The 22,451-nt window shown below is 68.6% G+C and carries 17 protein-coding genes; 9 read left to right on the top strand and 8 right to left on the bottom strand.

Annotation, left to right across the window (positions count from 1 at the left end; genetic code table 11):
• Positions 1-44 precede the first annotated feature (44 nt).
• On the bottom strand, positions 45-1,142 hold the full coding sequence (locus tag CMV14_RS01515; protein WP_066959904.1) for an ABC transporter permease: 1,098 nt from the start codon (positions 1,140-1,142) through the stop codon (positions 45-47).
• Between the two features lie 130 nt (positions 1,143-1,272).
• On the opposite strand from CMV14_RS01515, the gene CMV14_RS01510 reads away from it, so the two are divergent.
• The 3 genes from CMV14_RS01510 to CMV14_RS01500 are packed head-to-tail and all read left to right on the top strand — an operon-like array spanning position 1,273 to position 2,615.
• A complete protein-coding gene (locus tag CMV14_RS01510; protein ID WP_066960393.1) occupies positions 1,273-1,944 on the top strand; it encodes an HAD family hydrolase in 672 nt (223 codons plus the stop codon).
• A 52-nt stretch (positions 1,945-1,996) separates the two neighbouring features.
• A complete protein-coding gene (locus CMV14_RS01505) occupies positions 1,997-2,260 on the top strand; it encodes a type II toxin-antitoxin system Phd/YefM family antitoxin (protein WP_066959901.1) in 264 nt (87 codons plus the stop codon).
• A gap of 1 nt (position 2,261) precedes the next feature.
• Positions 2,262-2,615 (top strand): type II toxin-antitoxin system RelE/ParE family toxin, encoded by a 354-nt coding sequence (locus CMV14_RS01500; RefSeq protein ID WP_066959898.1) that lies wholly within the window; start codon positions 2,262-2,264, stop codon positions 2,613-2,615.
• A gap of 3 nt (positions 2,616-2,618) precedes the next feature.
• On the opposite strand, the gene CMV14_RS01495 is transcribed toward CMV14_RS01500, so the two are convergent.
• Together CMV14_RS01495 and CMV14_RS01490 are read right to left on the bottom strand one after the other, a co-directional pair.
• Positions 2,619-3,125 (bottom strand): CHAP domain-containing protein, encoded by a 507-nt coding sequence (locus CMV14_RS01495; RefSeq protein WP_083215692.1) that lies wholly within the window; start codon positions 3,123-3,125, stop codon positions 2,619-2,621.
• Positions 3,126-3,460: 335 nt separating this feature from the next.
• Positions 3,461-4,786 carry a dihydroorotase gene (locus CMV14_RS01490; protein ID WP_066959895.1) on the bottom strand — a complete coding sequence of 442 codons (1,326 nt, stop codon included), beginning with the start codon at positions 4,784-4,786 and terminating at the stop codon, positions 3,461-3,463.
• A gap of 162 nt (positions 4,787-4,948) precedes the next feature.
• Here CMV14_RS01490 and ygfZ point away from each other — a divergent pair, with 162 nt between their 5' ends.
• A complete protein-coding gene (ygfZ, locus tag CMV14_RS01485; protein WP_066959893.1) occupies positions 4,949-5,626 on the top strand; it encodes a CAF17-like 4Fe-4S cluster assembly/insertion protein YgfZ in 678 nt (225 codons plus the stop codon).
• Between the two features lie 3 nt (positions 5,627-5,629).
• Here the strand turns inward: ygfZ and CMV14_RS01480 are convergent, their stop codons facing one another.
• The 3 genes from CMV14_RS01480 to CMV14_RS01470 form a co-directional block, all read right to left on the bottom strand.
• Positions 5,630-6,412: a LytTR family DNA-binding domain-containing protein gene (locus CMV14_RS01480; RefSeq protein ID WP_176488964.1), complete on the bottom strand. Its 783-nt coding sequence runs from the start codon at positions 6,410-6,412 to the stop codon at positions 5,630-5,632.
• A gap of 1,347 nt (positions 6,413-7,759) precedes the next feature.
• Complete coding sequence (locus tag CMV14_RS01475) at positions 7,760-9,100, bottom strand: MFS transporter (RefSeq protein ID WP_066959887.1); 1,341 nt, start codon at positions 9,098-9,100, stop codon at positions 7,760-7,762.
• Between the two features lie 189 nt (positions 9,101-9,289).
• Positions 9,290-11,566: an NADP-dependent malic enzyme gene (locus CMV14_RS01470; RefSeq protein WP_066959883.1), complete on the bottom strand. Its 2,277-nt coding sequence runs from the start codon at positions 11,564-11,566 to the stop codon at positions 9,290-9,292.
• Positions 11,567-11,710: 144 nt separating this feature from the next.
• Here CMV14_RS01470 and mutS point away from each other — a divergent pair, with 144 nt between their 5' ends.
• Positions 11,711-14,308: a DNA mismatch repair protein MutS gene (mutS, locus tag CMV14_RS01465; protein WP_066959880.1), complete on the top strand. Its 2,598-nt coding sequence runs from the start codon at positions 11,711-11,713 to the stop codon at positions 14,306-14,308.
• A gap of 118 nt (positions 14,309-14,426) precedes the next feature.
• Here the strand turns inward: mutS and CMV14_RS01460 are convergent, their stop codons facing one another.
• Positions 14,427-15,020, bottom strand: a complete 594-nt coding sequence (locus tag CMV14_RS01460; protein ID WP_066959876.1) for an outer membrane protein — start codon at positions 15,018-15,020, stop codon at positions 14,427-14,429.
• Positions 15,021-15,234: 214 nt separating this feature from the next.
• Here CMV14_RS01460 and CMV14_RS01455 point away from each other — a divergent pair, with 214 nt between their 5' ends.
• On the top strand, positions 15,235-16,041 hold the full coding sequence (locus CMV14_RS01455; RefSeq protein ID WP_139114676.1) for a hypothetical protein: 807 nt from the start codon (positions 15,235-15,237) through the stop codon (positions 16,039-16,041).
• A 9-nt stretch (positions 16,042-16,050) separates the two neighbouring features.
• Here CMV14_RS01455 and CMV14_RS01450 read toward each other — a convergent pair whose 3' ends face one another.
• Entirely contained in the window at positions 16,051-17,394 is a 1,344-nt protein-coding gene (locus CMV14_RS01450; protein ID WP_066959870.1) for an aminotransferase-like domain-containing protein, read from the bottom strand.
• Positions 17,395-17,474: 80 nt separating this feature from the next.
• Between CMV14_RS01450 and CMV14_RS01445 the strand changes: the two genes are divergently transcribed.
• The 3 genes from CMV14_RS01445 (at position 17,475) to gor (ending at position 22,440) form a co-directional block, all read left to right on the top strand.
• Complete coding sequence (locus CMV14_RS01445; protein ID WP_066959867.1) at positions 17,475-17,906, top strand: DUF983 domain-containing protein; 432 nt, start codon at positions 17,475-17,477, stop codon at positions 17,904-17,906.
• Between the two features lie 144 nt (positions 17,907-18,050).
• On the top strand, positions 18,051-20,813 hold the full coding sequence (locus CMV14_RS01440) for a [protein-PII] uridylyltransferase (protein ID WP_066959864.1): 2,763 nt from the start codon (positions 18,051-18,053) through the stop codon (positions 20,811-20,813).
• A 280-nt stretch (positions 20,814-21,093) separates the two neighbouring features.
• Positions 21,094-22,440 carry a glutathione-disulfide reductase gene (gor, locus tag CMV14_RS01435; RefSeq protein WP_066959862.1) on the top strand — a complete coding sequence of 449 codons (1,347 nt, stop codon included), beginning with the start codon at positions 21,094-21,096 and terminating at the stop codon, positions 22,438-22,440.
• Positions 22,441-22,451: the final 11 nt, after the last annotated feature.

Genomic DNA, 22,451 nt, shown 5'->3' with positions numbered 1-22,451 from the left:
CCCGCGAAAGCGGGAATCCAAGGTCGCGATGGACAGGAAGCCCATCAGATCCACCCGATCGACGAGAAGAACACCGCGAACACCGCGTCGAGGACGATCACCAGGAAGATCGCCTGGACCACCGAGGCGGTGGTGCGCAGGCCGACCTCCTCGGCATTCCCCTCCACCTGCATCCCCTGGTAGCAGCCGCACAGCGCGATCAGCATGCCGAACACCGGCGCCTTGATCAGCCCCACCCACAGGTCGGTCATCGGCACAACCTCGCGGATGCGCTGGATGAAGGTGACGGGCGGGATGTCCAGGTCGATCCAGCAGAAGATGCCGCCGCCGATGATCGCGATCACCGCCGCGTAGAAACCGAGCAGCGGCATCAGCACCACCGTCGCCAGCACGCGCGGCAGGATCAGGGCCTCCATCGGCGATACGCCGATGGTGCGCATCGCATCGACCTCCTCGGCCAGCTTCATCGAACCGAGCTGTGCCGCGAACGCGCTGCCCGAGCGTCCGGCGACCATGATCGCGGTCATCAGCACGCCCAGTTCGCGCAGGGTGATGCGGCCGATCAGGTTGACCGCGAACACCTCCGCCCCGAACTGGCGCAGCTGCACCGCGCCCTGCTGGGCGATGACGATGCCGATCAGGAAGCTCATCAGGCCGATGATCGCCAGCGCCTTGACGCCGACCACCTCGAACTGGCGCGCCATGGCGTTGTAGCGGAAGCGGCGCGGATGGGTGACGAGGCCCCACAGGCCGATCAGCGTCGCGCCGAAGAAGCCGAGCAGGCCGAGCAGCGATACCCAGGCGGCGGCCGTCGCGTCGCCGATCTCGCGCATCACCCGGATGAGGGGCGGGCTGGCGTCGGGGCGGATCTTGACCGGCTTGTCAGCCTCACCGATCTGTTCGAGCAGCTGGCAGACATCCTCGTCGGCGCCGACCACCTCGATATGATTCTCGCGGGCGATGCGGTGGACCAGCCAGGCGCCGACCGTGTCGACCCGGTCGACATCCTCCAGGTCGATCTTGGACGGCACCTCGCCGAGCCCCGCCAGCCGCTGCGGCAGATCGCCGATCCGCGCGAGAGTCAGCTCCCCGCGGAAGCGGAGCACGCCCTGGTCGAGCTGGAAATCGGCGGATGCGTTCATCGCGTCCAGACGTGACCGAAAAGCGGAAGATCGGCAAGCATCCGAAATGAATGAGCGCAGAAGGCGAAGGTTCCCCTTGTCCGCCGGGGCGACGGTTTGTGGTGCGGCGGGATTGGACTATGGGACCGGCATGACCGAGCTTGCGATCTACGACATGGACCGGACGATCACCCGGACCGGCACCTTCACCCCCTTCATGATCCATGCGGCGATGCGGCTGGCGCCATGGCGACTGGTGTTCGTGCCGTTCGCGGCGCTGGTGATGCTGGCCTATGTCTGCAAGCTGATCGAGCGCAAGCGGGTCAAGGAGCTCAACCAGGCGATGCTGATCGGGCGGCGCATCCACGCCGACAGGCTGACCCCGATCGCCGCAAGCTTCGCCGAGAAAATGGTGCGCCACAATGTCTACCAGGGCGCGCTGGAAAGCCTGGCCGAGAATCGCGCGGCCGGCCGCCGCCTGGTGCTTGCCACCGCCTCGTCGCGCATCTGGGTCGAGCCGATCGCGGCCAGGCTGGGGATGGACGATATCGTCGCGACGGGCGCGATCCGGGGCATCGACGATTATGTCAGCCACAAGGTCGATGGCGAGAATTGCTACGGCCCCGCCAAGCTGCGGATGATCGAGGCGTGGATGGGGCTGGCGAAGCTGGACCGCGCGCAATGCCGCATCCGCTTCTATTCGGACCATGTCTCCGACGTGCCGGTGCTCGAATGGGCCGACGAGGCGATCGCGGCGAACCCGCATGCGGGCCTCCGCCAAGTGGCGAAGGCACGCGGCTGGACGATCGTCGACTGGGATTGATCACCCGGCAGGACAGGACTATATTCGGACTGAATTCGAGCGGGAACTGAAAATGGGTCGTCACGACCGCATCAAGCCGATCAGCTATCTCAAGGCGAACAGCGCAGAGGTGCTCCGCGAGCTGAACGACGGCGCCCCCCCGCTCATCATCACCCAGAATGGCGAAGCCCGCGCGGTGCTGATGGATATGGGCACTTGGGAGCAGACCCAGGAAACGCTGGCGTTGCTCAAGCTGCTCGCGATGGGCGAGGACGATATCGAACGGGGCGATCTCGTGCCGATCGAGGGGCTCGCCGACCGTATCCGCGCGGGCTGACGTGGCGGAAAAGGCGCAGGTCCGACTGACGGTTCGGGCCCAGCGGGACCTGTCGGCCATCTATCGACGTCGCCTGGCGCAGCGCGGACCTGACGGACCCGATGGTGCCGAGGCACTGCTCGGTCAGATCATGCGCGCAATCGAACAGCTCGCCGAGTGGCCGACGCGCGGACCGATTCCACCGGAACTGGAAGCGATCGGCCACCGCAAGTACCGCCAGCTTTCACTGCCGCCTTTCCGGTTGATCTATCGGCTGCAGGAAGAAGGCGATATGCGATATGTGACGGTTGTCGTCGTGGCCGATGCCCGTCGGGACTTTCGGGCTCTGCTCGAGGAACGCCTCATCAGGCGCTGAAACTCAGCCCTGGACGGTCTCGACCGCATCCGCCGTGCTGGTGCCCGGCTTCTTGTAGATGAAACCGTTGACCGGATAGGCCTTGTTGCCGACCTTGCCGATCGGCGCGAACCAGACCTTGACCTGGCTCCAGTCATTGTTCGGTGAGGCGTCGACGACGGTGACGTTGCGCTCGACCTGGCCGCGGCGGCCGTTGATCACAGACCAGTTGGCATGGGTGATCTTGATAACCCGATCGCTGACGATGTCGGTGACGGTCGCGACATGGCCCGAGCGCATCGAACCGATCGCCTTGAACACCATGACCGAGCCGATCGCGGGCGTATCGCCGCGCAGATATTTGCCGATCGCCTGATTCCACCAGCTTGCGGCGGCGCCGAACAGCTGGATGCCGGAGAACATGCGGGCGAAGGGCGCGCACTGGATCGTCTGCGCGTGGGCAGCGGCGGGCGCGACAGCCATGCAGGCAAGCAGCATGGAACCGATCATCGCGCGCATCGTTTTCGTCATCTGGTAGTTCCCCACCCGTCCCGTGAGCCTGTGATAGGCAACACATTCACGCGCAGGAAAGGGGGATAGGGTTATCAAAATGCTAACAAGCGGCGAGTCGTTTTCGTCGCACGGTGACCTGCAACTTATCCACAGGCGCGATTCGACGAAGGTCTAAAGCCCGTTGCGTTACGGACCATATCCGCAACGAATCGCCATGCTGCGTCGCACAAGCGATTCGCTGAACTCATCCTCTCCTGTCATTCCTGCGAGGCAGGATTCCGTGTCTCTTTCCACCATCGATCGTCATCGGGGAAAAAACAGACATGGACCCCCAGCCTTCGCTGGGGTGACGATCAAAGTGGAACGCTGTCGAACTTGATCGGCGCGCCGACGGCGGCGTTGGCGAGGCTGCCGTCCCACATCACCCGGTTGCCGCGGATAATCGTGCCCACCGGTTTGCCGGTCAGCGCCATATCGGTGAAGGGGGACCAGCCGCAGCGCGAGGCGAGCCAGCTCTGCTCGACCGTCCAGCGCGCCTTCAGGTCGACCAGGGTGAAGTCGGCATCATAGCCGAGCGCGATCCTGCCCTTGGTGCGCAGGCCGAAGACGCGCTGGGGGCCGGCCGAGGTCAGCTCGATCAGATGCTGGAGGGTCAGCCGCCCTTCGGCGACATGGTTGAGCATCAGCGGCAGCAGCGTCTGCACCCCCGGCATGCCGCTGGGCGACGCCGGATAGGTCTTCGCCTTCTCCTCGATCGTGTGCGGGGCGTGGTCCGAGCCGAGCACGTCGGGCACGCCCTGGCGCAGATAGTGCCACAGCCCGTCGCGGTGCGCGCCCGACCGGATCGGCGGGTTCATCTGCGCATAGGTGCCGAGGCGCGGATAGGCCTCCTCGCCGGCCAGGGTCAGGTGCTGCGGGGTCACCTCGCAGGTGGCGATGTCCTTGTTCCGGGCGATCAGCGCCAGTTCGTCGGGCGTCGTGATGTGGAGGATGTGGATCTTGCGCCCGGTCTCGCGCGCGATCTTCAGGATGCGGCGGGTGGCGAGCAGCGCGCTCTCGTCGTCGCGCCACACCGGATGGCTGGCGGGATCGCCCTCGACCCGCTCGCCCTGGCGCGAAATCATCCGCTGCTCGTCCTCGGCATGGATCGCGACCCGGCGCTTGCCCGACCGCAGCACGCGGGCGAGATGCTCGTCCTCGGCGACCAGCAGGTTGCCGGTCGAGCTGCCCATGAAGATCTTCACGCCGGCCGTGCCGGGCAGCATCTCCAGCTCGGCCAGCTGCTCGGCATTCTCGGTGGTGGCGCCGACATAGAAGGCGTGGTCGCACCACATCCGGTCCTTAGCGCGGGCCAGCTTGTCGTTCACCGCCTCGGTCGAATCGGTGTTCGGCTTGGTGTTGGGCATCTCGAACACCGCCGTCACCCCGCCCAGCACGGCCGCGCGGCTGCCCGATTCGAGATCCTCCTTCGCCTCCAGCCCCGGCTCGCGGAAATGGACCTGGCTGTCGATCACGCCGGGCAGCACGTCCAGCCCGGTGCAGTCGATCGTCTCGCCCGCATCGCCGTCCACGCCGATTCCGGCGATCCTGCCCGCCGTCACGCCGACGCTGGTCCGGACGGGGCCGCCCACCGTCCAGACGGTGCCGTTCTTGAGGATCAGATCGTAGGTGGTGGCCATGGCGCTTTCCGTTCGGCTCGGCGTCGCCCCGACGGAGGCCGGGGCCGCAATCGTCTCCAGATCGGCCGTTGCCGCAAGAGCCCGTGGCGGCCCCGGCCTCCGCCGGGGCGACGAGAAGGGTTGATGCTTTCCTTTTCGTCGACCGCTTCCTACCTTCGAGCCATGGCCGATACCACCCTTGACGACCGCGCCCTGATCCGCCTTTCGGGCGAAGGGGTGCGCGATTTCCTCCAGGGCCTCGTCACCAACGACGTGGCCGGCGATCTTCCGGTGTGGGCGGCGCTGCTGACCCCGCAGGGCAAGGCGCTGTTCGACTTCATCGTCTGGCCGGATCCCGGCGATGCCGGCGGCGATCTGCTGATCGACTGCGAGGCGAGCCAGGCCGATGCGCTGGCGAAGCGGCTGACCCTCTATCGGCTGCGCAAGCCGATCACGATCGCACGCGACGACTCGATCGCGGTTCACTGGGCGCCGGGCGGCGTGCTGGGCACGCCCGACCCCCGCCTGCCCGCGCTCGGCCGCCGCTGGATCGGCCCGGCCGATGGCGCGGCGCAGGGCTGGCACGCGCATCGTCGCGCGCTCGGCGTGCCCGAAGGTGTTGAGGAGCTGGGGTCGGACAGGAACCTGTGGCTCGAATGCAATGCCGATCTGCTGAACGGGGTCAGCTTCACCAAGGGCTGTTATGTCGGGCAGGAGAATACCGCGCGGATGAACTGGCGCAACAAGGTCAACCGGCGGCTGGTGATGCTGCCCGACGGCAGCGTCGAGCGGCGCCAGATGGACGGCCTCGACGCCGGACTGATTCCGGACTGGATGAAGGCCGGGCTGGCCGAGGCCTGACGGTCAGGCGCGCAGCGCCTCGTCCTCGTCCAGCCAGCCTTCGGCCCTGAGCAGCGCGACCCGGTTGCGCGCCACCGGCACGATCAGCCCGTTGACCAGTTCCAGCGTGACCGAGCGGCCGTCCTGGTGCCAGCGCCGCACCGCGCTGCGCGCCACCCACCAGCTGCGGTGGACCTGTAGCCCCCGGCGCGGGTCGAGCCCGGCGACGACATCGCGCATCACCCCGAAATGCAGGCTCGACCGGCCGTGCAGGTGGACGCGGACATGATGATCCTCCATCTGCAGGCAGAGCGCATTGGCGAGCAGATGATCGGGCAGCGCGGTCACCGTCCGGCGCGCCGGCCCCAGCCGGAACAGCGATCGTGCCCCGGCCTTGCGCCCCAGCTCCAGCCAGAGCAGCCCCATCATCGCCGGCAGCGCGACGACGATCGTCAGCCCATACCATTCGAGCAGGTGCATGCCCGCCGCGCGTCCCGGCCAGAACAGCCAGGTACCGGCGGCGCCGAGCGCGGCCAGCGGCACGCAGGCGACCAGCACCACCGCCACGCTGGAGAAAAGCGGCGGAAAGCCGCGGCGCGGGCCCAGCATCAGCCCCGCGACCACGCAGGGCCACAGCAGCAGGCTGCCCACCCAGAACAGCGCGATCCAGTAGGTCAGGCGGGTGGACAGGTGCGAGGCATAGCTGCCGAACGGGCCGATCACGCCGAATTCGATGCCGGCCAGCGTCGCCCAGCCGAGCACGCTGGCCCAGCGTTCGGGCCGTCCGAGCAGTTGGTCCACGTCCATCGGCGTTTTCTGTGCCAAGCCGCGTGCGTCGGCAAGGGGCGATGCGCGGCTGGCCGCCCGCCCGTTCGCCCATTCGCGAAGAAGCGGTCGCATGGCCCGGAAACGCCCGTCAGGTCTCGCGCGAATGCGGGGGAGGGGCGCGATGGAGCAGCGGCACGACATCATCTTCGCCAGCCACAATCTGCTGGTGCGCAAGCGGCCTGCGCGCGACACGCGCAACTGGGTGGTCACCTTCGATCATCATGGCATCACCGGCCGTTTCGACCGTCCCGGCTTTGCCGAGGAGTTCCTGGCCGCGCGCGGCATGTCCATGCTGACCTTCCTGGGGCGCGGCAATGACTGGTATCAATATCCCGAGATGGGCGCGGCGCTGGCGGTGGCGCGCGCGGCGATGCTCGGGCGCGGCCGGGTGATGACATATGGGTCGAGCATGGGCGGCTATGCCGCGATCCGCTTCGCCGATGCGCTGGGCGCCCATGCGTGTCTCGCCATCTCTCCGCAATATTCGATCGATCCGGCCAAGGTGCCGTTCGAGCGGCGCTGGCGGCATGATGCCCAGCGGATCGTCTGGCGGCGCGAACTCGACGGTCCGATCCGCTGCGAGGCGCGGCCGGTGATCATCCACGATCCGATCGGCGAGGATGGGCTGCACGTGCGGCGGATCGAGGCGGAGATCGCCTGCGACACCATCGCGCTGCCCTATATCGCGCATCCGGGGACCACCTATCTCCAGTCGATCGGCGCGCTTGCCGAGCTTGTCCCGGCGATATTGGAGGGCAGCTTCGACCCCGCCGAGGCCGCCCCCCGGCTGCGCCGGCTGCGCAAGCGCGATCCGGTCTATCTCAGCGAACTGGCGCGGCGCCAGCCGGCCTGGCGGCCCGCCCTCGGCATCGCGCTGGCCCGGCAGGCGGTCGACCGGGCGCCCGGGGTCGATCTGATGCTCCATGTCCTCGCATCGAAACTGTCGGCAGCCGGCCGCCATGGCGAGGCATTGGGTTTCCACCGCAAGGCATGCGAGCTGTCAGGCGACATCCTCTGCTATGCGCTTCCCCATGCGCTGGCACTTGCCGGAGCCGGCGACGGGGAGGCGGCCCTGACGCGGCTTCGGGGCCTGGCGGTGCGCCATCCGGGCGAGGCGCATCTGCATCATGCGCTGGCCCACATCCTTTGGACGATGGGCCGGCGCGGCGAGGCGCTGGCGGTCGCCCGGCATGTCGTGCGGCTCGCGCCCCGCGATCCCTTCTACCGGGCCGTGCTGTTCGAGTATCGCTGGCCCCGGCTTCGGTTCCAGGCGGCCAGGGCGGTTCGGCTGCTGCGCGGCCTGCGCCGCCGGCTCGGCCGGGCCGCTCAGACCGCCCCGTTCACCGCCTCGCGGTCGGCGCGGTCGATCGCCAGCAGCGACGCGCCCCTGCTCTCGCGCATCACCAGGGCGGCGATCAGGCTCACCGCGCCCGCGGCCAGGATGTACAGCGCGATCGGCCGCCAGTCGTCATAGGCGCGCAGCAGGGCGGTGCCGATCAGCGGTGCCCAGGAACCGGCGACGATCGCCGTCACCTGATAGCCGAGCGACACGCCCGAATAGCGCATCCGGGTCGGGAACATCTCGGCCATGATCGCGGGCTGGGGCGCGTACATGAAGGCGTGGACCAGCATGCCGAGCAGGATCGCCGCGAGGATGAGGGGCGCGCCGCCGGCACCGAACATCGGGAAGGCCAGGAAGGGCCAGGCCATCGTGCCCGCCGCGCCGATCAGGTAGACCGCCCGCCGCCCGATCCGGTCCGCCAGCGCGCCGATCGGCGGAATGATCATGGCGTGCAGCAGGTGCGCGCAGAACAGCAGCGTCAATATCTCGGTGGTGTCGACGCCGATATGCGCCAGATAGGTGATCGAGAAGGTGACGATCATATAATAGACGATGTTCTCGCCTACCCGCAGCCCCATCGCGGTGAGCAGCCCGCGCGGATAGCGGCGGATCACCTCGACCGCGCCCGCCCCGGCCTCGGCGCGCTGCTCCGCCTCGGCGCGCGCCGCCTCGAAGATCGGCGAATCCGATACCTGGGTGCGGATATAATAGCCCACCGCGACGATGATCACCGAAAGCCAGAAGCCGATCCGCCAACCCCAGGACAGGAACTGCGCCTCGCTGAGCGTGGCGGACAGGACCAGCAGAACCACCGTCGCCAGCAGGTTGCCCAGCGGCACCCCGGCATGGGTGAAGCTGGTCCAGAAGGCGCGGCTGCGGTTCGGGCTGTGTTCGGCGACGAGCAGCACCGCGCCGCCCCATTCGCCGCCCAGCGCGAAGCCCTGGACGAAGCGCAGCAGCACCAGCAGCAGCGGCGCGCCATAGCCGATCATATCGAAGGTCGGCAGGCAGCCCATCAGGAAGGTGGAGACGCCGATCAGCACCAGGCTGAACTGGAGCAGCGCCTTACGCCCGATCCGGTCGCCGAAATGGCCGAACACCACGCCGCCCAGCGGCCGGGCGATGAAGCCCACCGCATAGGTGGCGAAGGCGGCGATGATCCCGTCGAGCGGATTGCCGGTCTGCGGGAAGAACAGCTTGCCGAAGACGAGGGTCGCGGCGGTTCCGTAGAGGAAGAACTCATACCATTCGACGATCGTGCCGGCCATCGACGCGCCGACGACCTTGCGCAGATAGGGGCGGTCGGCGGTCTGTTCGTGGTCCATGGACGGCGCTGCCCCCGGAAAGCTGGTGCGATGTCATATCAGCCTGGCGGCACGCCGCCAGCGCGAAGCGAGGTGCTTCCGCATGGCTTCCATATCCCCGCCGTCATGGCGGTGGAACATCTCCCTTGGGATAGGTGACGGGCGCCGCTCCCCGGCCTTGCGGCAGGGGAGCGGGAGACGGCCGGCCGCTTAGTGCGCGATGCCCGCGGCGGCCAGCACCGCCAGGGTCATGATCTCGGCCGCGTTGGACGACATGGTCGCGATCTGCACAGGCTTCTCCATGCCCACCAGCATCGGGCCGACCATCGATCCCTTGCCCAGCTCGCGCAGCAGCTTGGCCGAGATGTTGGCCGATTGCAGGCCGGGCATCACCAGCACATTGGCCGGGCCCGACAGGCGGCTGAACGGATAGAGCTTCTGGATGGTGGTGTTGAGCGCCGCGTCAGGGGCCATCTCGCCCTCATATTCGAAGCTCACGCCGCGCGAATCGAGCAGCGCCACCGCGCCGCGCACCAGATCCAGATAGTTGCCGGGCGGATTGCCGAAGGTCGAATAGCTTAGGAAGGCGACGCGCGGCTCATGGCCCATCCGGCGCGCCACGGCGGCGGTCGCCTCGGCGATGTCGGCCAGCTCCTCGGCCGAGGGCCGCTCGGTGACGGTGGTGTCGGCGAGGAAGGTGGTGTGGCTCTGGCCGACGAACAGGTGGATGCCGAGCGGCTTCTTGCCCTCGACCGGATCGAGCACGCGGCGGATCTGGCGGAAGGTCTGGCCGTAGGTGCGAGTGACGCCCGTCACCATCGCGTCGGCCTCGCCCAGCGCCAGCAGCAGCGCGCCGAAGATGTTGCGGTCCTGGTTGACCATGCCCTGCACCTCGCGGCGGAGCACGCCCCGGCGCTGGAGACGCTCGTAGAGATAGTCGACCATCTTCTCGATCAGATCGGATGTGCGGCTGTTGTGGATCTCGAAGGCTTCGGGATTGTCCACGCCCAGCTCGCGCAGCTTGTCGACGACATCGTCGCGGCCGACCAGCACCGGCGTGCCATAGCCGAGATTCTGGAACTGGATCGCGGCGCGCAGCACCACCTCCTCTTCCGCCTCGGCGAAGACGACGCGCTTGGGATGGGCGCGCGCGGTTTCGGAAGCCAGGGTCAGCACCGAGGTGGTCGGGTTCAGGCGGGCCTTCAGGCTGTGCTTGTAGGCCTCCATGTCGAGGATCGGCTTGCGCGCGACGCCGGTGTCCATCGCGGCCTGCGCGACGGCGGCGGGGATGATCTCCATCAGGCGCGGATCGAACGGCGCCGGAATGATATAATCGCGGCCGAAGCGCGGCGCGGTGCCGCCATAGGCGGCGGCGACTTCCTCGGGCACCTGCTCGCGGGCCAGTTCGGCCAGCGCGCGGGCGGCGGCGATCTTCATCTCCTGGTTGATGCCGGTCGCGCGCACGTCGAGCGCGCCGCGGAAGATGAAGGGGAAGCCCAGCACGTTGTTGACCTGGTTCGGGAAGTCCGAACGGCCGGTGGCGACGATCACGTCGTCGCGCACCGCCTTGGCGTCGGGCGGCAGGATTTCGGGATCGGGGTTGGCCATCGCGAAGATGATCGGGTTCGGCGCCATCGTCTTGACCATCTCGGGGGTCAGCGCGCCCTTGACCGACAGGCCCAGGAACACGTCGGCACCGTCGACCGCCTCGGCCAGGGTGCGCTTGTCGGTCGCGGTCGCGTGGCCCGACTTCCACTGGTTCATGCCCTCGGTACGGCCCTGGTAGACGACACCCTTGGAGTCGCACAGCAGCACCTTGTCGGGCGAGACACCCACCGCCTTGATCAGCTCAGTGCAGGCGATCGCCGCCGCGCCCGCGCCGTTGACGACCACCTTCATGTCCTTGAGGTCGCGGCCGGTGAGATGCGCGGCATTGATCAGGCCGGCGGCCGCGATCATCGCGGTTCCGTGCTGGTCGTCATGCATCACCGGGATGTTCATCTTCTCCTTGAGCGCCTGCTCGATGATGAAGCATTCGGGGGCCTTGATGTCCTCGAGGTTGATGCCGCCGAAGCTCGGCTCCATCAGCGCGACGGCGTTGATGAAGGCTTCGGGATCCTCGGTGTTGAGCTCGATATCGATCGAGTCGACGTCGGCGAAGCGCTTGAACAGCACCGCCTTGCCTTCCATAACCGGCTTCGAGGCGAGCGCGCCGAGATTGCCCAGGCCCAGGATCGCGGTGCCGTTCGAGATGACGGCGACCAGATTGCCCTTGGCGGTATAGTCATAGGCGGTGGCGGGGTCGGCCGCGATCGCCTTGACCGGCACGGCGACGCCGGGGGAGTAGGCGAGGCTCAGGTCGCGCTGTGTCGCCATCGGCTTGGTGGCGACAATCTCGATCTTGCCGGGTCTGCCCGTCGAGTGGAAGAACAGCGCCTCCCGATCGGAAAACTGAATCTTGCTGTTGCCGCTCTTGTCGTCGCTCATGAACCGGCCCCCCTCGGTGCCTTGAGATGTGTGCCCGGCCCGCTTGTGGGGCATGGCCGGAGAGTCGACAAGCCGCTATCAGCAGCATCGATGGCCGCAAGCATAAAAAACCGTAGCGATGGTTCCGTGACCGCACCGACCCCGATGATGGCACAATATCTGGCTCTGAAGGCGGAGGCGGAGGATTGCCTGCTCTTCTACCGGATGGGCGATTTCTTCGAACTGTTCTTCGACGATGCCAGGGCGGCCTCGGCCTGCCTCGACATCGCGCTGACCGCGCGCGGCGAGCATCTGGGCGAGCCGATCCCGATGTGCGGCGTCCCCGCCCATTCGGCCGAGGGCTATCTGGCGCGGCTGATCAAGGCCGGCCACCGCGTCGCCATCGCCGAGCAGACCGAGAGCCCGGCCGAGGCGAAGAAGCGCGCGGGTTCCAAGGCGCTGGTCGGCCGCGCGATCGTGCGGGTGGTGACGGCGGGAACCCTGACCGAGGAGGCGCTGCTCGATGCGCGCGCCGCCAACTGGCTGGTCGCGGTGGCATCGGCGGGGCAGGGGGCCGACAGGCGCCTCGGCATCGCCGCCGCCGACATTTCGACCGGGCGTTTCGAGATCGCGGCGCTGCCCCCCTCGGGCCTCGATGCCGAACTGGCGCGACTGGACGCCGCCGAGATCATCATCCCCGAGGGGTTCGAGGAGGATCCGGCGGGCGCGGTGCGCTGGCCGCGCGACCATTTCGATTCGGTGCGGGGCGAGGAGCGGCTGAAGCGGCTGCTGGGCGTCGCCACGCTGGACGGCTTCGGCGCCTTCACCCGGGCCGAGCTGGCGGCGGCCGGCGCGCTGATCGCCTATCTGGAGCGGGCCGGGCAGGGGAGCCTGCCCTTCCTCCAGCCGCCACGCCGCCGGGTCGTCGCCGATCATATGATGATCGACGCGGCGACGCGCGAGAGCCTGGAGATCACCCTCGCCCAGTCGGGCATGCGGAAGGGGAGCCTGCTCGATTCGATCGACCGGACGGTGACCGGCGCGGGCGCACGGCTGCTCGGTGCCGATCTTTCCGCGCCGCTCACCGATATCGCCGCGATCGAGGGGCGGCTCGATCTGGTCGCGCTGTTCGGGGGCGACGCCGCCCTGCGCGATCGGCTGCGCGGGGCGCTCAGGGCGCTGCCCGACATCGGCCGCGCGCTCGGCCGGCTGGTGGCGAAGCGCGGCTCTCCCCGCGATCTCGGCCAGCTGCGCGACGGGCTCGATCAGGCACGCGCGCTCCATCTGATGCTGGAACGCGCGGAGCCGATGCCGGCCTTGCTGGGCGATCTTCTGCCGAGGCTGGTCGGCCATGAAGCGCTGGTCGATCTGCTCAGGCGGGCGCTGGTCGCGACGCCGCCGATCGACGCGGCGCAGGGCGGCTATATCGCCGAGGGCTATGACCCCGCGCTGGACGGTCTGCGTGGCCAGGGTGGCGAGGGGCGCAAGGCGATCGCGGCGCTGGAAGCGCGCTACCGCGCTGAAACCGGCATCGCCTCGCTCAAGATCCGCCACAATGGCGTGCTCGGCTATCATATCGAGGTGCAGGCCAAGCATGCCGATCCGCTGATGGCGGCGGATTCGGGCTTCACCCACCGCCAGACGCTGGCCGGCGTGGTGCGCTTCAACGCGCCCGACCTGCACGAGCAGGCGATGATGGTCGGCCAGTCGGGCGCCCATGCGCTGGCGGCCGAGGCGGCGCATCTGGAGGAGCTGATCGGCGCGGCGCTGTCGCGCACCGCGGAGATCGCCGCCACCGCCGATGCGCTGGCGCGGCTCGACGTCGCGGCCGGGCTTGCCGAGCGCGCGGCCGAAGGCGGCTGGACCCGGCCGCATTTCGAAGCCGCCAACAACTGCTTCGACGTCAAGGGCGGGCGGCATCCGGTGGTCGAGGCGGCGGTGGCGGCGAGCGGGCAGCGCTTCGTCGCCAATGATTGCAGCCTGGGCGAACAGGAGCGGCTGTGGCTCGTCACCGGCCCGAACATGGGCGGCAAATCGACCTTCCTGCGCCAGAATGCGGCGATCGCGATCCTGGCGCAGGCGGGCAGCCCGGTGCCGGCCACCAGCGCGCGGCTGGGCATCGTCGACCGGCTGTTCAGCCGGGTCGGCGCATCGGACAATCTGGCGCGGGGGCGATCGACCTTCATGGTCGAGATGGTCGAGACCGCCGCGATCCTGGCGCAGGCGACCGAGCGCAGCTTCGTGATCCTCGACGAGGTCGGGCGCGGCACCTCCACCTATGACGGCCTCGCCATCGCCTGGGCGGTGGTCGAGGCGGTGCACGACATGAACCGGTGCCGCTGCCTGTTCGCGACCCATTATCACGAGCTGACCCGGCTCGCCGAACGGTTGGACGCGCTGTCGCTCCACCATGTCCGCGCGCGGGAGTGGAAGGGCGAACTGGTGCTGCTCCACGAGCTGGCCGACGGCCCGGCCGACCGCAGCTACGGCATCGCCGTCGCCAAGCTGGCCGGCCTGCCGCCGCCGGTGCTGGGCCGGGCGAAGGAGGTGCTCAAGAAGCTGGAGGCCGGGCGCGCCGCGACCGGGGGCCTTGCCGCCGGGCTGGACGACCTGCCGCTGTTCGCCGCCGCCGCGCAGCTGGAGGAGGCCCCCCCCGATCCGCTGCGCAGCGCGGTCGAGGGGATCGATGTCGACGCGCTTTCGCCGAGGGACGCACTCGACCTGCTGTACAAGCTCAAGGCGATCGCCCGGGACGCCTCATAGCTGGTTGGTCATGCTCAACTTGTTCCAGCATGACGGGGGATAAGCCGGAGCTGCAGGATCCTGTCGTCGGCTTTGGTGCGGAGCCCCCGGCCGCTGAAGCGGGTGCTACAATCGGGCCTCAGAGGCCGAGCCCGAGACCCGCGACGATCTGGTGGCGCTGAAATCCGCCCTCATAGTTCGAGTAGCGATATTCGAGCTTGGTGTAGGCTGATCCGCCCAGCTTGACCTCGGCGCCCGCGCCGGCACGCCAACCGTCGCCATTGGCGGACCCGCTGGTCACGGTGGTGATCGGACCTCCGAAGCCGCCGAATATGACCGTCGAGGTCTCCCTGATCCGCGCATTGGTATAGCCGCCGAGCACATAGAGTTTCAGCCCGCCACCGATATTGGCGCCCAGCCTTGCCACCGCGCTCAAGTCGCGTTTTGCCTGATCGCAGACACGTCCGAAGAAGGGGGGATTAGTGAAGGAGACGCATTCCTTCACCGAACTGAGATCGGCATTGCCCTCGAAGCCGATGAAGGCGGTCGCGCTCACCGGTATGTCGATGCCGATGCCGATGCCGTAGAGCGCTCCGTCCTCGCCGCCGCCGCCGACCGTGACCCGGTCCCAGCCGCCATGTGCCTCGATCCGATAGGTCACGCTGTCGTCGGCCGCGCTGGCAGGCGCCGAGAGACCAGCCGCCACAAGCGCGGCTGCCACAAGATATTTCATGAAGCCCCCTTCGTCGATTTCGCGCGACGCTAGGGCCGGGGCGACTCGCTGGGAAGGGTTACGTCACGGAAATCTGGGCCATTCTGGACATATCCATGTCGTTCGTCGTTTCGTGCTGCCGCTGGTCCAGCGCTGCGGTGCGTTGGTCGAAGCCGGCTTGGCCGGTGGCGGTGCCGGCGCGATGCCGCTTCCGCTATCGACAGGGAGGACCGTGATGAGCAAGCAGACAGGCCGCGCCGGGCGGCTCGCGGCGGGCGCGGCGCTGATGGCGCTGATCGTCGGCGTGGTCGCCGCCGGGCAGGCCGCCGGGCCGACCGCGCCCTATGTCGCCCCGATCCCGCCGGCGCCGCCCGTGCCGCCGGTCGCGCCGCCGCCGCCTCCGGCCGTCGCGCCGATCGCGACCGTCGCGGTGCCGCCCTCGGTTCCGGCGGCGCCCGCGCCGCCCGCGATGCCTGCCCCTCCGCCCGGCGGCGTCGCGATCATCCACAAGGACAGGCTGAGCGCTGAGGAGCGGGCCGAGATGCGCGAAGCGATGGCCGAGGCGCGGGAAGCCGCTCGGGAGGCGGCCCAGGCCCAGCGCGAGGCGATGCACGAAGCCGCCCAGGCGCGAGGCGAGGCGATGCGGGAGGCAGCCGAGGCGCGGCGCGAGGCGATGGCGGCAGCGGGGCAGGCCCGCAACCAGGCCTTTGCCGAGGCGGCCCGGGCGCGCAATGCCGCCTTCGCCGAACGGGCGCGGGTGATGCGTGACCTGCCCGCCCGGATCGAGGCGACGCTTGCCGAGACCCGGCGCCAGATGGCCGCCCGATGCGCGGCCAGGGGCGTGACGATGCCCGCGGGTGCCGATTTCGGCGCGCTTGCCACCTGCGGGCAGGACCATCGCCGTGAGGTGCGCGCCGCGCTGGCCAGCGCGCGCAGCTCGGTCGCGGGCGCCACGGGCATGACCGAGATCGATCGCGCCGCCGCGCTGGAAGCGATCGACAGGGCGCTGTCGGGGCTCGACCGGAAGCCGGCCCTGCAATAGCTGCCGGGTTCAGAGCAGGGCGCGCAGCCCCTCGATCGCGCGCCTGAGCCGTTCATGGCCGATCGCGCCGCCGATCGAGATGCGCAGCGCCGGCTGCATGCCCGCCGGATCGACCGCGAAGCGCTCGCCCGCGACGATCGACAGGCCGAGCGGGCGGAGCCGCGCAGTCAGTTCGGCCGGGCGGGGCGCGCCGCCGGGCAGGCGCAGCCAGAGATGATAGCCTTCGGGATGGGCGGCATGGTCGAGCCCGGCCAATAGCGGCGCGACCAGCCGCTGCCGGGCGATCCCCTCGGCGCGGACCTGGGCGATCAGGTCGGCGAAGCTGCCCTCGCGCAGCCAGTGGGTGACGAGCGCGGCGTTCAGCGGCGGCGCCATCACCGTCGCGGCATGGATGTCGCCGGCCAGCCGCGCGGCCAGCGCGGCATCGGGCGCGCGGACATGCGCGACGCGCAGCGCCGGCGAGACGATCTTGGAGACGCTGGCGATGTGCCAGCTCCGTTCGGGGGCGAAGGCGGCGAGTGGCGGCAGAGGCTTGGCCGGCAGCAGGCCATAGGCGTCATCCTCGATCAGGGTCAGCCCGTGCCGGCGCACGATCGCGGCGAGCCACAGCCGCCGTTCGAGGTCCAGCGTCGCGGTCGTCGGATTGTCGTTGGTCGGCACGACATAGATCGCCTTCGCCCCCGCGACCGCCGCCGCCTGGACCGCGTCGGGATCGATCCCGCCGGTGTCGGCCGCGACCGGGTCGATCCCCAGCCCCAGCTGGCGGGCGGCGGCGATCAGCCCCGGATAGGTGATGCGCGGCGCGGCGATGCGGTCGCCCCGCTCCAGCGCGCTCGCCAGGATCGCGTGCAGCGCATTCTGCCCGCCGGCCGCGATCACCACCTGATCCGCCCCGGTCGCCATCCCGCGCGCGATATAGGCTGCGGCGGCCTCCTGCCGGTCGCGCAGCGCGCCGCCGGTCGGCTGATATTGCAGCAGCGGCGACTGGCCCCCGGCGCGCAGCAGCGCGGCCATCCCCCGGTGCATCGCGTCGCCGAGCAGCGCGAAGCCGGGCTGGGGCGGCATGATCATGCCCGAATCGCCGCTGAGATCGGCGGGCGGCAGGCCGGCGGCATTGCGGACATAGGACCCCAGCCGCCCGGCCCCTTCGATCAGCCCCGCCTCGCGCGCCATCCCATAGGCGCGGGTGACGGTGGTGAGGTCGACGCCAAGCTGCGCCGCGAGTTCGCGCTGCGGCGGCAGCCGCTCGCCCGGGCGCAGCGTTCCGGTCCGCACCGCCTGTTCGATGGCGTCGGCGATCGCCAGATATTTGGGACCGGAATGATCGCCGAGATGGTCGAGCCAGCTTTGCATGGAGGAGGTGCCGATTATGTATGGTTGTACGAACCATACAAAGGCTTATCTGATCGGCAAGCTGTTTCGCCGAGGTATCCATGCCCGAAACCCAGACCGAGTGGCCGAAGCTCGAACCGATCCAGACCGGCATCCGCGGCCGCTGCCCGCGCTGCGGCCAGGGGCGGCTGTTCCAGGGGCTGCTGAAGCTCGCCCCCGGCTGCGACCATTGTGGCCTCAGCTATGATTTCGCCGATCCCGCCGACGGCCCCGCCTTCTTCGTGATCTGCTTCGGCTGCGTGCCCGCCGTCACCTTCGCGCTGATGCTGGAAATCTGGTTCAGCGCCTCGCTGCTCACCCAGCTTCTGGTCAGCGGGCCGATCCTGCTGATCACCTGCATCCTGCCGCTGCGTCCGCTGAAGGGCTGGCTGGTGTGCAGCCAGTTCTTCTTCAAGGCGGGCGAGGGACGGATCGACCGGCCGTGGAGCCCCTATGGCGCCGGCGGCCCCAGGGTGATGCCGCCCAAGCGGTAGATCTTCGTCGCCCCGGCGGAGGCCGGGGCCGCAAGAGGCTTTTGCCGCAGGGTGTGGCAGGCGTCGTGCCGGCCCCGGCCTCCGCCGGGGCGACGCTTCTTGGGAAGCCTAGCCCTTCGCCGCATTCCTCCCTATGTGGGCGGCATGGCCACGAAGTTCGATCTGCTTCCCCAGCGTCGCGCGATCATCGATCGGCGGGCGGTGGCGGACGGGCTGGCCGCGCTGCTGCCCGGAAGCAACGACACCGCCGCGCTGCGCGCGGGCGGCACCGTGATCCTGAAAGCGGCGCTCGATGAGGGGCGGGCCGAGATCGCGCGCCGGCTGGCCGGTACGCCGACGCGCGGTTCGGAGATTGCGGCGGCCTATGCCTTCCTGACCGATCAGATGATCCGGCTGATCTACGACTTCACGGTCGAGCGGCTCTATCCGATCAACAATCCCTCGGCCGCCGAGCGGCTGACCCTGATGGCGGTCGGCGGCTATGGCCGGGGTGAGATGGCGCTCCATTCGGACGTCGACATCGCCTTCCTGACCCCGTGGAAGCAGACCAGCTGGTCCGAGCAGGTCATCGAATCGATGCTCTATTCGATGTGGGACCTGGGGCTGAAGGTCGGCCATTCGAGCCGGTCGCTCGACGACATGATCCGCATGGCGAAGGGCGATCTGACGATCCGCACCGCGCTGCTCGAAGGCCGCTTCGTGTGGGGCGACGAGGCGCTGTATGACGAGGCGAGCGCGCTGTTCAACCGGGACGTGCTGCGCGGCACCGCGCGCGCCTTCGTCACCGAGAAGCTGGCCGAGCGCAACGAGCGCCACAAGCGGATGGGCGACAGCCGCTATGTGGTCGAGCCCAACCTGAAGGAAGGCAAGGGCGGCCTGCGCGATCTCCATACGCTCTTCTGGATCGGCAAATATGTCTATCAGGTCCGCTCGGTGCCCGAGCTGGTCGACAAGGGGCTGCTGACCAAGGCCGAACTGCGCCAGTTCCAGAAGGCCGAGAATTTCCTGTGGGCGGTGCGCTGCCACCTCCACATCGTCGCGGGGCGGCCCGAGGAGCGGCTGACCTTCGACGTCCAGCCCGAGATCGCCCGGAGGATGCGCTATGCCGAACGGCCCGGCAAATCGGCGGTCGAGCGCTTCATGCAGTATTATTTCCTGATGGCGAAGCAGGTCGGCGACCTCACCGCCATCTTCCTGGCGCATATCGACGAGACCTTCGCGGGGCGCGGCCGGCGCTTCGGCCTGCCGACGCTGCGGCGCAAGCCCAGCAAGCTCGACGGCTTCCTGCTCGAACGCGGGCGGCTGGCGATCCCGTCGGACGATTTCTTCGCCCAGGATCCTGTCCGCCTGCTGCAGATGTTCGCGATCGCCGACCGGCACGGGCTGGAAATCCATCCGCTCGCGATGCGCGCCGCCGGGCGCGACGCGCGGCTGATCGACAATGTGGTCCGCCGCGACCGCCAGGCCAATGCCTATTTCATGGACGTGCTCACCTCGCGCAACACGCCCGAGACGGTGCTGCGCTGGATGAACGAAGCGGGGGTGTTCGGCCGCTTCGTGCCCGATTTCGGCCGGGTCGTGGCGCAGATGCAGTTCGACATGTACCATCATTATACGGTCGACGAGCATTCGATCCGGGCGATCGGGCTGCTCAACCAGATCGAGAAGGGCGAGCTGGCCGGCGATCATCCGCTCGCGTCCAAGCTGCTGCCCGGCATCGTCCAGCGGCGCGTGCTCTACACGGCGGTGCTGCTCCATGACATCGCCAAGGGGCGCGGCGGCGATCACAGCGTGCTGGGTGCCGAGGTTGCCGAGAAGCTCTGTCCGCGCTTCGGCCTGAGCCCGGCCGAGACCGAGACGGTCGCCTGGCTGGTGCGCTATCATCTCGTCATGTCGGATACCGCCTTCAAGCGCGACCTGTCCGACTTCAAGACGATTCTCGACTTCGCAGAGAGGGTGCAGAGCCCGGAGCGGCTGCGCCTGCTGTTCGCGCTTACCATCGTCGATATCCGCGCGGTCGGCCCGGGGGTGTGGAACAGCTGGAAGCGCCAGCTGCTCAGCGACCTCTACGAAGCGGCGGAGGAGGTGCTGCGGCTCGGCCACAAGCAGACCGGGCGGCGCGAGCGGATCGATGCCAAGCAGGCCCAGCTGCGCGACCGGCTGGGCTGGGACGAGGCGCGCTTCGCCAAATATGTCACCCGCTTCCCCGAGGCCTATTGGGTGGCCGAGAGCGTCGACATACTGGAAGGCAATGCCCGGCTGATCGAGACGTCCGATGCGGCCGCCAAGCCGCTGTCGATCACCGCCGCGCCCGATCCCGATCGCGGCGCGACCCTGGTCAGCATCTATGCCGGCGACCATCCCGGGCTGTTCTACCGCATCGCCGGCGCGATCCACCTCGCCGGCGCCAGCGTGATCGACGCGCGCATCCACACCACCCGCGACGGCATGGCGATCGACAATCTGCTGGTGCAGGATCCGTTCGGCCAGCCCTTCGAGGGCGACGACCGGATGAAGCGTCTGTCCATCGCGATCGAGGATGCGCTGGCCAACCGCGCCCGGCTGGTCGACCGGCTGCTCGCCAAGCCGCACGCCCGGCCGCGCGCCGACGCCTTCTCGATCGAGCCCGCCGCGCTGATCGATAACCGTGCCTCGAACCGCTATACGGTGATCGAGGTCAACGCCCGCGACCGGCCGGCGCTGCTCTATGCGCTGGCGCACGCGCTGTTCCAGGCGAAGGTGATGATCCACTCGGCGCACATCGCCACCTATGGCGAGCGCGCGGTCGACGTCTTCTATGTGGCCGACCTGACCGGCGACAAGATCACCAGCGCGAGCCGGCTCAAGACGCTGGAACGGCTGGTGGTCGACGCGGCGGCCGGGACGCCGGCCAGGAAGGCGGCTTAGTTTGTTTGGGGCCTCAGACGCCGGGCGGCCAGCATCCGCTGGTCCACGGCTCGCATAGCGAGCCGATCTCCGCCTGAGGACTGCCCCCGGCAGTCCTCGGAACGGCTCCGATCCTCGCATAAGCTCGGACGGCCGTTCGGCCTTGCGGAGCCCCTAGGGGCTCCGGCTTTCCCTTCGGAAAGCTTCATCCACTATCTCGATCTGTCTGATCAGCATCATCGGTTTGCAGGATCGCTGCCGCATCGCCATATCGGCGCCGTACTGAAGGAGAATCAGCGCCGTGGCCGAGTTTGACTATGATCTGTTCGTGATCGGTGCCGGATCGGGCGGGGTGCGCGCCTCGCGCGTCGCGGCGGCCCATGGCGCGAAGGTGGCGGTCGCGGAGGAGCATCGGGTCGGCGGGACCTGCGTGATCCGCGGCTGCGTGCCCAAGAAGATGCTGGTCTACGGGTCGCACTTCGCCGAGGATCTGCACGACGCCGCCCGCTTCGGCTGGCAGCTGGGCGAGACCAGCTTCGACTGGAAGGTGCTGCGCGACAACGTCAATGCCGATGTGGACCGGCTGGAGGGGCTCTATACGAACACGCTCGACAACAACAAGGTCGAGATGTTCCGCGAGCGCGCCACCATTTCGGGCCCGAACGAGGTGACGCTGGCCAGCGGCCGCACCGTCACCGCCAAGTTCATCCTGGTCGCGACCGGCGCCTGGCCGGTGATCCCCAAGGTTCCCGGTGCCGAGCATGGCATCACCTCCAACGAGGTCTTCTATCTCGACGAACTGCCCAAGCGGGTGGTGATCGCGGGCGCGGGCTATATCGCCAACGAGTTCGCCGGCATCTTCCACGCGCTCGGCTCCAAGGTGACGGTGGTCAACCGCTCGGACCAGATATTGCGCGGCTATGACGAGCAGATCCGCGACCGGCTGTTCCAGATCTCCACCCAGAAGGGGATCGAGTTCATCTTCAACGCCAGCTTCGAGAAGATCGAGAAGCAGGACGACGGCAGCTTCTGCGTCCACTTCAAGGACCATGAAAAGTGTGACACCGACCTGATCCTGTTCGCGATCGGCCGCAGCCCGAAGATCGAGGGACTGGGGCTGGAGAAGGTCGGCGTCGAGCTCAACGAGAAGGGCGCGATCATCGTCGACGAGGACAACCGCTCGACCGTGCCATCCATCTATGCGGTCGGCGACGTCACCGACCGTGTCCAGCTCACCCCGGTCGCGATCCGCGAGGGGCAGGCCTTCGCCGACACCGTATTCGGCAACAAGCCGCACCGCGTCGATTACGACATGATCCCGAGCGCGGTGTTCAGCAACCCGCCAATGGCCGGCGTCGGCCTGACCGAGCGCCAGGCGCGCGAGCAATATGGATCGCCCAAGATCTTCACCTCGGACTTCCGGCCGATGCGCAACGTCCTGGCCGGCAAGGCGGAGCGGTCGCTCTACAAGCTGGTGGTCCATCCCGAGAGCGACGTGGTTCTGGGCATCCACATGATCAGCCCCGACGCGCCGGAGATCCTGCAGGCCGCCGCGATCGCGGTGAAGGCCGGGCTGACCAAGGCGCAGTTCGACCAGACGGTGGCGCTCCACCCGTCGATGTCCGAAGAACTGGTCCTGATGAAGTGATGTCCCAGATC

This window comes from Rhizorhabdus dicambivorans (assembly GCF_002355275.1).
GTDB classification, from domain to species: Bacteria; Pseudomonadota; Alphaproteobacteria; order Sphingomonadales; family Sphingomonadaceae; genus Rhizorhabdus; species Rhizorhabdus dicambivorans.
Note: the sequence above shows the minus strand (reverse complement) of the source record. Positions and strands in the feature narration are given on the sequence as shown.